This is a genomic window from Streptomyces sp. CB02959 (assembly GCF_002803155.1).
In the GTDB taxonomy this organism is placed as follows: Bacteria; Actinomycetota; Actinomycetes; order Streptomycetales; family Streptomycetaceae; genus Streptomyces.
In genome coordinates this window covers 14,702-29,422 of the sequence record NZ_NNBP01000048.1, presented here as the reverse complement: position 1 = coordinate 29,422, position 14,721 = coordinate 14,702, and the positions used below count along the sequence as shown (strand labels likewise).

The 14,721-nt window shown below is 76.1% G+C and carries 6 protein-coding genes and 1 pseudogene; 2 read left to right on the top strand and 5 right to left on the bottom strand.

Annotated features, from left to right (window positions below; all coding sequences use genetic code 11):
• A pseudogene (locus tag CG747_RS44005) lies at positions 1-780 on the top strand (hypothetical protein); the annotation flags it as partial.
• Between the two features lie 59 nt (positions 781-839).
• The gene (locus tag CG747_RS44000; RefSeq protein ID WP_257981168.1) at positions 840-2,003 is read left to right on the top strand and encodes a hypothetical protein; all 1,164 of its coding nucleotides are present in this window, start codon (positions 840-842) and stop codon (positions 2,001-2,003) included.
• A gap of 453 nt (positions 2,004-2,456) precedes the next feature.
• On the opposite strand, the gene CG747_RS43995 is transcribed toward CG747_RS44000, so the two are convergent.
• The 5 genes from CG747_RS43995 to CG747_RS43975 all read right to left on the bottom strand — a co-directional run bounded on the left by CG747_RS43995 (position 2,457) and on the right by CG747_RS43975 (position 14,704).
• On the bottom strand, positions 2,457-3,482 hold the full coding sequence (locus CG747_RS43995; protein WP_100607495.1) for a peptidoglycan-binding protein: 1,026 nt from the start codon (positions 3,480-3,482) through the stop codon (positions 2,457-2,459).
• A complete protein-coding gene (locus CG747_RS43990; RefSeq protein WP_100607509.1) occupies positions 3,482-5,122 on the bottom strand; it encodes a DUF6519 domain-containing protein in 1,641 nt (546 codons plus the stop codon). The genes CG747_RS43995 and CG747_RS43990 overlap by 1 nt, the downstream gene beginning before the upstream one ends.
• 122 nt (positions 5,123-5,244) lie before the next feature.
• Positions 5,245-7,467 carry a hypothetical protein gene (locus CG747_RS43985; RefSeq protein WP_100607494.1) on the bottom strand — a complete coding sequence of 741 codons (2,223 nt, stop codon included), beginning with the start codon at positions 7,465-7,467 and terminating at the stop codon, positions 5,245-5,247.
• Complete coding sequence (locus CG747_RS43980; protein WP_100607493.1) at positions 7,464-11,474, bottom strand: putative baseplate assembly protein; 4,011 nt, start codon at positions 11,472-11,474, stop codon at positions 7,464-7,466. The genes CG747_RS43985 and CG747_RS43980 overlap by 4 nt, the downstream gene beginning before the upstream one ends.
• A complete protein-coding gene (locus CG747_RS43975; protein ID WP_100607492.1) occupies positions 11,471-14,704 on the bottom strand; it encodes a putative baseplate assembly protein in 3,234 nt (1,077 codons plus the stop codon). Before CG747_RS43975 ends, CG747_RS43980 begins: the two co-directional genes overlap by 4 nt.
• Positions 14,705-14,721: the final 17 nt, after the last annotated feature.

Below are 14,721 nucleotides of genomic sequence, written 5' to 3'. Positions count from 1 at the left end.
GGCTTCGTCCTCCTGGGCGTCGCCTACGGCACCGGCGCACACGCCGCCGACGGCCACCCGGCCGCGGCCGCCCTGGCCGGGGCCCAGGCCCCGGACCGCGCCACCATCCCGCAGCACACCGGCCGACTGCCGGAGTCCGGGGATGCGTTGGCGCGGCAGGGCACGGCGGACGGCACCGCACTCGCCCGCCGCACGGACACCGCGGCGGCCGAGGTCGAGGGCGCGGTGCGCCCCGCCGAGCAGGCCGCCGCACCGGTCACCGGCCGGCTCACCGGCCCGGTGGACGGCGTGACCGGCGTGGTCAGAGAGATCGGCGGGATCGCGGACACGGTCAGCGGTGCGCTGCCCGTCCACCTCCCCGCCGGCACCCACCCGGGACGGCCCGGCGACGGCGGTACGCCCACCCACGGCGGGGTGCCCGGTGGCGCCCCGGCCGGCGCGGGGGCCGCGGCCACCGGCGACGGACCGGCCGTGCCGCACCTGTTCCGCCCGGCGCACTGCGGTGACGCACCGCACCACCCGGCCGCCGCACAGCCCCGCCCCGTCGCGCATCCGCAGCGGGACGCCGGCCACCACGGCCTGCCGGGCCAGGGCCCGCAGGGCCCGGCCGCACCGCCCGCGCACACCGCGGGCGACGGCCACGGTCCCCGCGGTGGGGACCGGCACGCCGCCGCTGCGGCGGACTCCCCGCGCTTCCGGCTGCTGCCCGGTGGCGTCCGTACGGCCGACGGCGCCCCGACGCGCCGCCGGGCCGAAGAAATCCTCGAATTCCCCGGCTAGGGCAGACCCGCTCCGCGTCTGACAAGACCTGCCACGCGGGGGTGGCACAGGTCTGCCCGTTGAACCTCACGAATTCGAAGGACATCACCACCATGCGCTCGAACATCCGCCGTTCCATCGCCGTCGCCGCCACCGTCACCGGCCTGTGGGCCCTGGGCTCCGTCGCCGCCAACGCCGCCGAGCTGCCGGCCACCCCGGACCTGCCGGCCGTCGGCACGGTCACCGGTGCCGCCCAGCACCTGCCCACCGGCGCCGTCACCGGCACCGTCCAGAAGGCCGCCGGCACCGCCACCAAGACCGTGCGCGGCGTGGCCGGCAAGGCGACCGGGGCGCTCGGCGGCGGGGTGTCGGCCGACCGGCTGCCCACCGGTCAGCTGCCGCAGGTCGGCGGCGTCGTGGACGGCGTGCGCCGGCTCGTCGGTGGTGCCGAGCTGCCCGGCGCGAACACCGGTGACGTCCGCAAGGCCGTTGACACCAAGCAGGCCACCCAGGCCGTCAAGCAGGTCACCAAGGTTGCCGGGACCGCGGACCTGGGCAAGGCCGGCGCGCTGGTGAACGGCAAGCTGCCCGCCCTGCCGAAGCTGCCTGCCGTCCCCGGCGTGCCCGCCGCCAAGCTGCCCGGCGGTCTGCCCAAGGGCCTCCCGGGCGTCCCGGCGCTGCCCAAGGTCCCCGGCCTGCCCAAGGCCCCGGGCTCGGCCGACAACCTGCTGGCCGGTCTGGCCGGTGCGGGTGTGCGTCCCGAGCAGCTGACCAAGCAGGCCCAGGGCGCCCTGACCACCGCGCGTCCGATCGTCGACCGCACCTCCGCCGACGTGCTGCCGCCGGTCGCCGGCCGGGCGGTCGCCAAGGTGCTGCCGGTCGCCCAGGGCGCGGTCGGCAACGTCGGTGCGCTCGCCGGTGACGCCGCGGGCCAGGCCACCCCGTTCGCGACCGTGGTCAGCGGCCGCGTCCAGTTCTTCGCCCAGGGCGTCCAGGGCTCGGCGGTGCCGTTCGCGCAGGGTGTCGCCGGGCAGGCGACCGTGCTCGCGCAGGGTGTCGGCAGCGACGCCGTGCCGTTCGCGCAGGGCCTGGTCACCGTGGTGGTGACGGACGCCAAGGGCACCGCGACCACCACCGTCGCCGGCGCCAAGGGCCTGACCCCGGCCGTGCCCGCCAACCTGGCCGACCTGACCGACGCCGCCAACATCCCGGCGGTGCCCGCCCTCCCTGTGCAGGGCCTCTGAACCGTCCGGCAGCCAACACGGTGTGCACCGGTGACCGGCCGCGGCGGCGGTCGGAACCCGGGCACCCGGGACGCCGGATGAGGCGGACGGGGTGATGTGGGGATCACCTCACCCCGCCGAGTGAAAGACGCCGGGTGGCCCTCTGTGGGGGAGGGGCACCCGGCCTTTTCCGTAGGTGCGATGCGTAAGTGTGATCCGTAGGTGTGAGGGGCCGTTTCCCGTGAGTGGGGGAGGGCCCTTTTCCCGTAGGTGGGAGGGGAACGGATTCCCTAGGGGGTGCGAGGGCCCCCTGCGGGGCCACAACGGGTGGGGTGGGGGAGGTATTCCCGGGCTGGGGTAGCGGCGTCGGTCTTGGTAGGGGGCCGGGGCGTTGGGAGTGGGGCCCGGTTGTTGGGAGTGGGGCCCGGTTGTTGGGACCGGCTCAGGGGTTGTCAGGGGTGGAGTGGGACCGGTTTAGGGGTTGCCGGGGGTGGAGTGGGTGTTGGGGACGTGGAGGCGGTCCCAGGTGAGGCGGCCGGGGATGCCGTCGGCGTCCTTGCCGTGGAAGCCGAGTTTGCGTTGCCAGGAGGCGTAGGACTTGCGGTGGGCGTCGTTCCAGTCCGGGCCGGGGCCGCGGCGGTAGTGGTCGCAGCCCTCGGCGATCAGGCGTTCGCCCATCGCCGCGATGACCGGGCCGCGGGCGCCGGACCGGAAGAACTCGCCGCCGGGGAAGGGTTCGTAGGGCGGGTGTTGCGGCATGGGTGGGACGGCCGGAGGGATTCCGGTGCCGTCGTTGCCGGTACCGGTACCGGCACCAGTACCAGTACCAGTGCCAGTCCCAGCACCGGTACCGCTGCCGTTCCCGTCGCCCCCGTTCGGTGGGGCCGGGGGCGGTGGGCCCTCGGGGGGTCGGGACAGTCGGTCCTGGATCCGCTTCCGTAGCTGGTCCATCGTGAAGCCGCGCGGGTCGATCTTCCCCGGCTGCCACTCCTTGTGGCCGATCACCGACCGTTCGCCCCAGCCGTGCGCCCGGCAGATCGCCGCCGCGGCCTTCTCCACCGCCAGCAGCTGCGGATCCGGCCACGGGTCCTGGCCGTCGCCGAGGTTGATGCACTCGAAGCCGTAGAAGTTGCGGTTGCCGTCGGTGTCGGCGAGGCGGTCCTTGGGGAGCTCCTCCTCGTCGATCACCGCCTGGAGGACGTCGCGGTCGCCGAGGCCGGCGTGGTTGGCGCGGCCGTTGCCGACCAGGTGCACCTCGCCGGCCTTGTCGATCACGCCGTGGCAGAGGGGGCCCGGCAGGTCCGGGCGCCCGTCGTAGCAGAGGTCCACGGAGGTGTCGGTGCCCTCGGTGGCGGTGTGGTGGACGACCACCCCGTGCACCGGGCCCCATCCGCCCTTGGTGTTCCGGTTGTGCCGGCGCCAGTCGCGGACCTCGTGGACGACCAGCCCCTCCGCGCGCAGCGCGGCCAGCAGCTGACTTCCGGTCAGCGGGGTCGCCATCAGCCCGCCGCTCCGGTCTCGTCCACCTGCGCTTCGGCCTCCGCGGTGGTCTGCGACCGGGGGTGCGCCGGGCCGGATCCGCCCCCGGTGCCGGCCGACAGCGTCCCGGGACCGCCCTCGTCCGCGGCCTCCGCGGCGGCCTCCGCGTCCAGCGTCGCGGCGTCCGCCGCGGGGATGACGGTCGCCAGCCGCGGGAACGCCAACCGCAGGTCGGGTACGGCCTGTTCGCCGTGGACCCAGGCCAGCGGCGCGTAGTGCACGGCGATCCCGGACGGGTGCTGGAGCAGGGGGCGGCGCGCCGGGTCCGTGGGCCATTCGACGCCGCCGGTGGCGGTGCGGGCCGGGATCAGCCAGAAGTCGCCGGTGCGGTAGGCGCCGCCGGTCTCGAAGTACACCTCGACGCCGTCCTCCAGGGGCAGCCAGCCGCCCTCCTCCACCGGGACCGCGCCGTGCCGGAGCCGCCCGGGGCGGTCGCCGCGGCGCACCGTCTTCCGCCCCGCCTCCTGGTGGTCCCAGCGGCGCAGGAACGGATGGAGTTCGGGCCGCCGGCCCACGTGCGGCGCCGGTTCGTCCGAGAGCCGTACGCGGCGGCCGGGCAGGTCGACCTCCTCCACCCGCAGCAGCGGGGCCGCCTCGCCCCGGCTGGTGTAGCCGGTGTCCACGAACTCGACCAGGTCGCCGACCTGGAGCGACAGCTTGTCGTCGCCGCCCAGGGACGCCAACTCCACCCAGGTGCCGTCGAGTTCGTCGACCGGGAAGGTGACCGAGCCGTTCTCCCGGGACCATTTGAAGGTGGCGTCCTTCGCGGCGCCGCCGTCGTGCACCTCGACGCGGTAGAGCTGGTTCTCGGGGCCGCGGTAGCGGGCCTCGGGGGCGACCAGGCAGGGGTCGTCGTCGGCGTGGTCGGGGCGTTCACTGCGCGCCGCCAGCCGGCAGGCGGGGGCGGCGGCCTGCTGCGCCCAGCCGTCGAAGGCGGTGCGGATCTCGCCGGCCGGCGGGTTGTCGCCGTCCAGGCCCAGTGCGGACGCCGGCAGCGGCAGCACCTGCCACACCACCTTGGTGCGGGCCGCGGTGTCCGGCAGTGCGGCGCCCAGCGCCACCTCGCGCAGCGCCGGGTCCTCGGCGGCGGTGACCAGCCGCTCCCACACCTTCAGGTAGACCAGGTAGGGGAACTGGGAGGGCAGTCGGTCGCCGGGGCGTTCCGGGTCGCGGAAGCCGTCCGGCTGGTCCCAGTACGTCCAGGTCTCGGGGGTGGCGGGCTCGGCGGGGCCGTCCGCGTTCCCCGAGGGGGCGCCCGCTTCGTCGTCGGCCTCCTTGTGGCCGGTGGCGGTCGGCACCGGTGTGCCGGGCCGCGGGCGGGTGGCGTCGCACGCGATCCCGTCGACGTAGTAGCGGCCGCCGCGGATGACGAGGTCGTCCAACTCGCGTGGACCGCCCCGGAGTTCGATCTTGAAGCCGGTGGTGCCCTGCGGGCCGCCGTGCGGTCCGATCAGGTCGGCGGCCAGGGAGCGGGCCTGGAACAGCTGGATCGCGGTCTGTTCGTTGGCGTCGGCGTCCAGCTGGACCCGGCCCTGCTGCGCCACCACCGCGGAGTAGTGGCGCTCCGGCCGGTAGGTGATGCGGGAGAGGTCAGCGTGCATGGAAGGGGTCCCCTCGTACGGAAGCTTCGACGGTCGGTGGTGGGCGGTGGTGGTGCTCAAGTGGGTTCCGCCGGACGGGCGTTCGGTCGGGCGTTCGGGCGGCGAGTGGGGCGGGCGGTGGGTCAAGTCACGAACACGATCCCCGCGTCGGTCCCCGCCGGGGTGTACTCCGCGAGCCGGGCCCGCAGGCTGTCCGTCCGCTGCGGCAGGTAGAGGTCGTGGTACGCGCCCAGCTCGGCGCCGTCCTCCGCGCCGCGGACGATCTCCTCGGCGCAGCCCGCCGCCAACTGCCCGTACCACGGCGTCCCGTAGCGCTCGCCGCGCAGCAGGGGCCGGACCCGGGCGGAGTCCGCGGGGCCCACCAGGTCGGGCTGGCAGCGGTACCGGCGCGGGGTCCGCGACCCCGGTGGGACGTAGCTGAACCGCACACAGCCCACCCCGCGCCGGGCCACGTGCAGCCGCCCGGTGAAGAGGCTGTTCTCGGCGAGGCGCACCGCGTGGACGTGCACCTCGCCGAGGACCGTGGTGCGGTGCACGGACAGCTCCGCGTGCGCGTGGCGGCAGTCCGGCGCGGACAGTGCCGCGCGGTCGGCGCCGGTGGCGTCCAGGATGCTGTCGCGCAGGTGGATCGGGAGCGGATCGGTGCCGACCTCGTCGCCGATCACCTCGATGGTGCCGAGGATCGTCCGGTCGATCTCCACACAGGCCGTCGTGCGGTCCAGGACCAGGCTCGGCTCCTCGGGGGAGGCGGGGTGGCACTCCGGCTCCAGCGACCAGCCCGGGACGAGGGTGCAGTGCCGCAGCACCAGCGACCCCAGCGGGCCGGTGACGTTGAGGCCGCGGCCGGCGACCAGCAGCCCGTCCAGCACCATCCGCGGCCGTTCGCCGGGCCCGCACGCGGTCTCCGCGGCACGGATGTTGAGCGCGTCCGGCCGGTTGCTGTACCAGTCCAGCAGCCGGATGACCGGGCGGGTGCCCTCGGCGGCGCGCAGCTCCAGGCGGTCGCCCGGCTCCAGGTCGAAGTCCAGCTGCTCCTGGTAGGCGCCGCTGTGGGTGATCTCGATGAGGCCGTCGGGGCCGGTGCGGCCGGCCCGCCGGTCGTGCTGCCAGGCCGTGTAGGCGTCCATGATCCGCCGGTACGGCCCGTCGGGGCCGACCCGGTAGACGGCGGCGTCCGGCGGGGTGACGCGCGCCCCGCCGTCGGTGGGCGGACGGCCCGGTTCGCTGCGCTCCCGGGCGTACTCCCCGCCGCCCAGGTCGTCCCCGAACCCGTAGTGGTAGTCGACCCACACGCCCTGCCGCGGCGCCGACCGGGCCCCGAACGCGAGCCGCCCCAGCTCCGGGTCGACGGCGACCTGCCCGCGCCGGGGCCGGTAGCGCCACTGGCTCAGGTCGGCGACGACGACGTCGGCGAGCGGGACCGGCCGGTCCGCGCCGTCCCGCCGGATCACGAAGCTCTTGCCCGGCCCGTAGTAGTCCGCGAGCCGGTCGTGCAGCTGCCGGCGGGTGATCAGTGCCGGGACGTTGTCGACCGTGGCGAGGTGGGTCGCCGACGGCTCCGGCTCCGGGCGGGTGAGCAGCGGGGTGTCGTTGCCCAGGATCGAGAAGGTGTAGAGGTTGCGGGCCCGGTCGATGCAGTACGCCGGCGCCCGCGTCACGGAGTACGGCTTCAGCCGCCAGACGAACAGGCCGACCCCGGCGGGCGAGCAACCGCCCTGCGCGCGGCGGGAGGCGACGCGCCGGACGTCCACCGAGCGGGCGGCCGTGCCGAACGGCCCGCCGGCCAGGTCCAGCGCCGCACCGTCCCGGACGTCCACCAGCCGGCCGCTTGCGCGCCGCCGCGCGTCCGCCGCCTCGGTGGCCGCCCCGTAGAGCCGCACCGGCTGCTGGTGCGCGACCAGCCGGGACAGCTCCACCGCCCGCGCCGGCCAGCCCGCCACCCCCTCGGACAGCTCCTCCAGCAGTGCCAGGGTGCCCTTGCGCCGCCGGTTGCCGACCGTGGCCGCCACATCGCGGCGCGGCGCCAGTGCCTCCGCCAGCCGCCGCCGCGAGGCGTCCGGCAGCCCGCCGTCGCGCAGTCCGGTGGCCAGCACCCGCTCGTAGCCGGGCAGCGGCCGGTAGCCCACCAGATCGCCCAGGTAGGGCAGCACCCACTCGGCGGCGCTCTCCACGAACCAGTCGTCGTACTGCTGGGCGACGCCGTCCCGGACCCGGTCCACCTGCTCGGCGATCACCGCCAGCAGCGCCCGCAGGGGCTCGCCCCGCGCGGGGTCCTCGGAGTCCCGCAGCCGGTGCCACTGCGGGAGCAGCTCCGCGAGCCCGTCCGGCTCCCTGTTGGTGGTCATCGGATCTCCTCGGTCAGGATCAGCGTGTCCGCGACCCGCGGCGAGAACAGCGCGAGCTGCGCCGGCCGGATGCCGCGGAAGACGCTGACCGCGCGGCCCCCGGACAGCGGGCGGGTGTCGGTGAGGTCGGGGTTGAGGCGCAGGAGTTCGGCCAGCGGGATGCCGTACCGGGCGGCGACGGCGGTCAGGGTCTCCGTACCGCCCGCGGGCACCTCGTGGATCCGCTCGTCGTACCGGGCGAGCCGGGCCGCCACCCGGGTCCGCGGTGGACCGGCCAACTCGCCTGTCAGGGCGGCGAGTTCCTCGGTGGTGACGGACGCCGGCACGCCGGTGAAGGCGTCCACGTCCACGTAGTCCACCCCGGGCACCGCCTGGGCGGCGGCCAGCACCTCCGACAACTGGGCCGGCTGCCCCAGCTCCCGCCCGTCATAGCCGAGGCGCGCCAGGACGGCCGCCCGGACCCGCGGCGCCACCAGCGGCCACGTGTGGTCCGGCGCCACCTTGATCTTCGCCGCGCACAGCAGCAGCACCGGCTCCCGGACGTCCACCCGCACCGGCAGCCGGCCGTCCCCGTACTCCGCCAGCGACGACCGCAGCGCCCGCAGCACCTCCGCGTCCGGCGCGATCGGGATGTCGTCCACCCCGGCCACCGTCACGTGCAGCACCTGCCGCCGCCCGTCGAACACCTCGCGGGCCGCGGCCCGGCCGATGCCCGCCCGGGAGCGCGCGAAGTCCTCGTAGTCGGCCAGCGACACCAGCCGGTCCAGGGCGGAGACGGCCAGCGGAACGGTGCGCCGGGTCAGCGCCGGGCCGTCCGCGTCCGCGCCGCCGGTGGCCGGCTGCGGGTTGGTGACGCCGGTGACGCCCAACGGGCGGGTGACGGCCTGGGTGATCCGGTCCGCCGCGACGTCGGCGGCCCGGCCGGTGCCGAAGCGGTAGCGGGCCCGCACGTTGTCGTGGCCGGTCGGCAGCCGGGCGCCGTGCACCCCGTCGCCGAAGGTCACCGTCGTCCGCCCGCCGCCCTGCTCGGCCCCGCTCGCACCGGAGGCGCCGCCGGTGGCCGTCCCGGTGACGTACACCCGCTCGTCGGGGCCGCGCCCGGCCAGGCTGTCCACCGGGTGCCAGCGCAGCCCGTCCACCCGGATCTCCAGCTGCGGGACGGCCCCCAGGGGATTGTCGGACGGCAGCCAGGTCAGCGGGGACTGCCAGAGCGCGAACGTCTGGTTGGCGCGCGCCGCGTCACCGCTGCCGATCGCCTCGTCGCGGCTCTCGCCGTGCGACGCCGGGACGACGTTGCCCTGGACCCGCACCGAGTCCCGCAGATAGCGGTGCGACAGATTGCGGGTCAGGGTCAGCGTGGTGTGCACCCGGTCCCCGGGCAGCGCCGGATCCAGGCTCTGCTCCACACCCGCGATCACCGCCAGCTCGGTGCCCCGCACCCCGGTCACCCCGGGGATGTCGGTCCGCTCACCGGAGACGACCAGATAGCGGCCCGGCCGCAACCCGTCGTACAGCTCGGCGAGTTCCAGCCGGTCGCCGTGGACGTCCTCGCCCACCGGGTCGTCCGCCTGCGCCAGGTCCTGGCCCGCGGCGTGCACGGTGGTGTCGCGGATCGCGTCCAGGGTGACGTCGTGCTCGTCCAGCCACGGGTCGGCGAGGGTGAGGACCGTGCCCCGACCGGTGATCCCGTACTGGGTGTGCACCGCGGTACGGACCGCGGTGACCCGGGTGGTGACGAACGCCAGCTTCTTGTCGCCGGGGATGCCGTCCGGGCCGTCCGCGCCCTTGCGGGGCCGCTCGACGGCGACCCAACTGCCGACCGTGATCGCGTCGTACACCGCGTCCAGCGCGAGCACGTGCCGGTCGGCCGGCTTCGGGACCGTCGCGATCCCGATCTCCACACCCGGCGGCTCGCCACCGGACGCCACCCGCACCCGCAGCTCGTACTCGCCCTGCGTGACCTGCCGGTGCTCGCCGGGCGCCAGCAGCCACGACTGCGGAGTCCCGTTGTCCACCGAGACGTGGACCCGCCCGTCCTCCGCCGGACGGGACACGAACAGCGTCCGCTCCGGCAGCCCGGCCAGCAGCCGGGCGGTGGTCCCCGGCTCCTGCGAGTCCACCGGGCGGCGGCCCAGCCAGCCCAGGTCGTGGTCCTGGCCGGTGCGGGTGTGCAGCTCGACCCGGCCCGGACCGAGCGCGAAGGCGGCGTCGGCGGGCAGGTTCTCCGCCCGCTGATCCGAACTGCCGGTCTCGACGTGCTGGAACTCGGCCCGCACCGGGACCTTCCCCGCGGTGTCGAACACCACCCGTACGGTGGTCAGCGCGGCCCCGGTCACCGGCCAGTCCGCGGTCCTGATGACCCGGCCCCGGTCGTCCTGTACGGGCTTGAGCGGCGCCGTCGCGCCGAACGGGGTGGCGGTGACCCGCATGGCCAGCAGGGCGCGGAGCAGCGGCTGCGCGGGGGCCGCGGCCCGCCCGGTGCTGCCGGTGCTCCCGGTGCTCCCGGTCACCTCCGTGCCGGTGGCCGGGGGCGGTGCGGCCGCCCGCCGCCACGCCGGGTAGAGGCCGTCGGAGATCCGCGGGTCGAGCGCGGACAGCAGTCGCGCGCCCAGGTCCGAGCCGGCCCCGAACGCCCGCCGGGGATCGCCGGCGGCCTCCCGGGCGGCGGACGGCGGGCGGACGACCCGGGTGCGCAGCGCCGGCAGGACGGTGGCGAGGGCGGCGAGGGCGGCGGGGAGCGGGGGAGCGGCGGCCTCCTGGGACGGGGCGGGACCCGCGGTCGCGGCCGGATCGGTGCTCCCCGGCTCCGTCCCCGGAGCGGGCGGCTCCGGCGCCTCTCCCGCCAACTGCCCGGCCCGCCGCGCCAGTTCACCGACGACCGCCTGCAGCTCCTCGAACCACGCGACGACCTCCGGATAGCCGGCCGCCACCGCCTGCGCCTCCGCCAGCCGCTCGTGCGGCCCGGCCAGCCGCGCGACGAACGCGTCCGGGGTGGCGATCCCGTCCAGGTCCTTCCGCAGCGGCGCCAGCACCTGCCCGTCGAAGTCCGCGACGAACCGGCTCACCGGCCGCGGATTGGGAGCCTGCGGTGTGGCCGGCGGCGGATAGTCCGGGTCGTCCGGGTCCGTGGACAGTGGCGGCTCGGTGATCCACGCCCGCAACTCGGTGACCAGCTCCGGGAGCGAAGGCGGCGCCGCCTTCGGCAGCCCCACCCCGGTCACGTCCTGGGTGCGGTCCGACCGCACCGACGCCACCGGCAGCAGCACCCGCTGCGCCCCGAAGTCGAACAGCAGCCGGTCGCCGACGGTCAGCCCCGTGGACGTCCCCGCGACCAGCAGTTCGGGGCGTTTGACCAGATCTTCCGCGGTCAGCAGCGCGGGCCGGCGGTGCCGCACCCGCAGCTCGTTCCACGCCCAGCGCGCCGTCAGGTCCTCGTCGGTCTCGAAGGTCTGCGACTCCTCGTCCGACCCGGCCGGCACGCTGTGGCTGCGCGCCCCGCGCGGGATCACCACCGGCAGGTCACCGGCCCGCGGATCACGGTCCAGGGTGTAGGCGAGATGGGTGTCGGCGGCGACCCCCGGCCGCGGCCGGTGCCCCACCAGCCGCCCCAGCAGCGCCAGCGAACGGTGCTCGTTGGCGGTCCGCAGATACCCCTCGTCGGCGATTCGCTCGCCGTGGAACGTCAGCAGATCGCCCAGCACGGCCCAGGAGTCCAGCAGCCCGACGGACGGGTCGTCGGGGGTGCGGACGGTCAGCCCGCGCAGCGCCGGATAGGCCGGTGAGGCGAGCCGGTCCAGCATCGCCGCGAGGAACGAACCGTGGTCCCCGACGCGGTAGTCCAGGGCGTCGCGGCCCGGCGGGTTGTAGAGCCCGGGATCGGCGCGGCGCTCGTCGTGGCCGCCCCCGCCCCCGTCCGCGTCGCAGCCGCAGCCGCAGCCGCACCCGCCGCCACCGCCGGTTCCCCACCGGCGGAAGGTGCCCCCACCCGCCGTCTCGTGCTCCGTCATCGCCCACCCCCGAGCTCGATGACCAGCCGGCCGTTCTCGGGCCGGTCCGGATCGTTGTCGCAGCGGGCGATCTCCAACGGCCCCAGCCGCAGCACCCCCGCCTCCCGTTCCCCCTGGTCCTGATGGAACATCCGGCGCAGCCGGGTCACCGCCACGCTCCGGACGCCCGGCACCGCCGCGGCCACCGCCACCAGCCGGCTCAGCCGCACCGGGTCCCCGAACGTCAGCGCGTCCGGATGGAAGAAGCCCAGCCGGCCGCCGGACAGCGCCCGGTCGCCCAGCACCCGGTACAACTCGGCGAGGATCTGCCCGTGTTGGTGCCCCGGTTCGGCGCAGATCTCCAGCGCCACGTCCAGCGGCACCCGGCGGGCCGGCCGCACCACCAGGTCGTGCCCGATCCGGCGGTAGCCCTCCAGTGCGTAGCCGACGGCGTCCAGCAGGGCCGGGGGAGGATCCTCGGTCCCGTACGCGTCGACGGCGACGTGCGCCTCGTGGGCGCTGCCGGTCCACCGGATCTCCGCCGCCGCGCGCTGCACGCCCGGCAGTCCGGCGGCCAGCGCCGCGTAGTCCTCCGCGGTGACCGCGCGCAGCCGGGTCCGCTTCAGGTCCAGCGGCGCCAACTGCCGTACCTGCTCTACCGGTTCGGGCTCCGTCCCGCCCACCGCGGGCAGCGGGTTGCGCACCCCGGCCACCGGCGGCGGATCGGCGGCCTCCGGCTCATCCGGGTCGCGCCGCAGCACCAGATGGCCGATCGACTCGGCACCGACGTTCCCGGCCGTACCGCCGCCGATCCGGTAGTGCACGGCGAGCCGGCTGCCGGGCGTCGGCCGGGCCCCGTACCGCCCGTCGCCGAACCGCAGCGCCAGCCGCCCGTCGTCCTCCAACTCGCCCACCACATGCCGGTCGCGGGGGCCGCTGCGGAGCAGGTCGCGACGGGGCAGCCAGTCGGTGCCGTCCGCCGCGCCGCCCCCGGCCCCGTCGGGCCCGTCGGCGTCCGCGACCTCCCGGAGGCGGATCGCCGGCAGGGCCTCCCGCGGGTCCTGGAGGACGGCGGCGGCCGGGCCGTGCAGCACCGGCTCGTCCGGATGCAGCCCTGCCGCGTAGGCCGGGCCCCAGGTCTGCGCGACCTCCCACGCGGTACGCCCGTCCAGCACCGTTCCCGCCCGTGCGCGCGCCGCCAGCACCGCCAGCCTGCGCAGCTTGCCGTCCAGCAACCGCGGACTGCGGTGCAGCAACTCCCGCAGCGCCCGCACCGGATGCCGGGCCAACTCCAGGCGCTCCACCACCTTCAGCCCGAACAGCACGGTCAGCTCGGCGATCTCCGCCTCGTCCAGCCCGTCCCGGTCCCGGGCGCCGCGCCACAGCTCCACCAGCCGCTCCCGCACCCGCTCCGGGATCGCCGCCAGGTGCTCCGCCTGCCCGGCCGCGACGTACCGCGGCAGCGGGAAGGGCACCGCCTGGACGACCGGAGAGCGGCCCAGCACCGGCCGGAACCGCGGCACGATCCCCGGGTACACCGACTGCGCCAGCAGCGTCCGCAACGCCGCGGCCTGCGCGTACGCGGTCCCCGGCACCACCCGCTCGGCGCGCAGCCCCGCCGACTCCAGCCCGATGCCGGCCCGTTCGGCGGCCTCTTCCCCCACCGCGGTGAACAGCCGCCGGACGTCGTCGGCGGACAGCTCCCGACCGCCCTCCGCCCGGTCGACGAGGTCGTTCACCAGCTGCGCGACCTCGTTGCCGCCGTGCCCCCCGTCCCGGCAGCCGAACGCCGGCGGGTCGCAGGACTCCAGGACGGCGGGCACCGGCGGCACGCCGACGGTCTCCCCCACATGGCCGTCGTCCCCGTCCCAGTCCCCGTCGCCGTATCCGTCCAGCGTCCGCCCATGGTCCACCAGCACCACGTTGCCGCGCGCCACGCTCACATCCGCCACCGGCGCACAGTCCCGGCCGCCGCGGGTGGCCAGCCGCAACGGGAACGCCAGCGCGTCCTCCGCGGCCCAGGTGACCTCCAGGACCGGCTGCCCGACGAGCCGATCGACGCCCGGGGTGACCGACGTCAGCCGCACCACCTGCCGGTGCGCCGGATCCTGATCGCCCGGCGTCCCGGTCCGCACCCCCCTGACCTCCTCGAAGAGGAGCAGGTCACCGGGGGCCAGCGCCAACTCCCGCCGCCCGTCCTCCTCGTCGGCCCAGCCGTCGGCGAGGGTGGCGGCGGTCGCCCCCTTCGGCAGCCCGCAGACCTCCCCGCCCCATGTCCACAACCGGATGGTGCGGTGCTGGGGGAGCAGCCGCAGCGGTGCGTCCCGCACCACCGGCTCGAACACCTCCAGCGCCCCGCGCTCGGCCAGTACGGCCAGCTCCCGGTCGTCGATCACCGACCCGATCTCCGGCCGGTCCCGCGGCCCGTACGAGCGGTAGTCGACGGCGGCGAACCGGAACGTCCCCGGCAGCAGCGTCAGCGGCGCCACCACCTCCACCGTCACGAACGCCCGCGCGGCGCACCCGTCGTGCATCGGGTAGTCGATCAGCCGCACATGCCGCCGCACCGACACCCGGCGGCGCGCGGTGTCCAGATACGCCTCGGTCGCCACCGCGTCCTGCTGGTAGCTGATCTCGTCGGCGGTGTGCGCGAGGAGCTCGACCAGTGTCGTGCCGAGGTCGGCGGGGTTCCGCTCCACCCACTCCGGGGTCGTCAGCCGCAGCCGGTCCAGGACGACCTGCCGGAGGGCGTCGTAGTCCCGGGCGGTGTAGTCGACGACGAGCGCGGACCGGAAGGCCGCCGGCAGCCGCCCGGCCCCGCTTTGGTGGCCGTCCCCGCCGCCGCTCCCGTCCTGTCCGTCCCGGCAGTCGAACGGCGTCGGGCAGTTCGGCCGGAACGAGAACTCCGCCGAGAAGTACCGCTGGTCGAACCCCGGGAACGGCTCGGTGCCCGGCCGCCCGTACGGATCCGTCTCCACCACCGACAGCCGGTAGGGCGAGAAGTCGCCGGCCCGGTCCAGCACCACCACCAGCCGGTCGTCGAGTTCGGGGTCCTCCTCCCGCTCGACCGTGATCTCCAGCGCCTCGATGCCGGTGATCCGCCGCCCGCCGTCGATCCGGACGTTCTCCGGACGCAGCCCGTGCGGGGCCTTCCCCAGGAAGGTGACGGTCAGCGTCCGCCCGTCCTCGGCGACCTCCACCGCGTCCACACCGTTGCGCCGCGCCTCCCGGATCCGTTCGCGCCGGTTCACCCCGGCCGCTCGGGTAC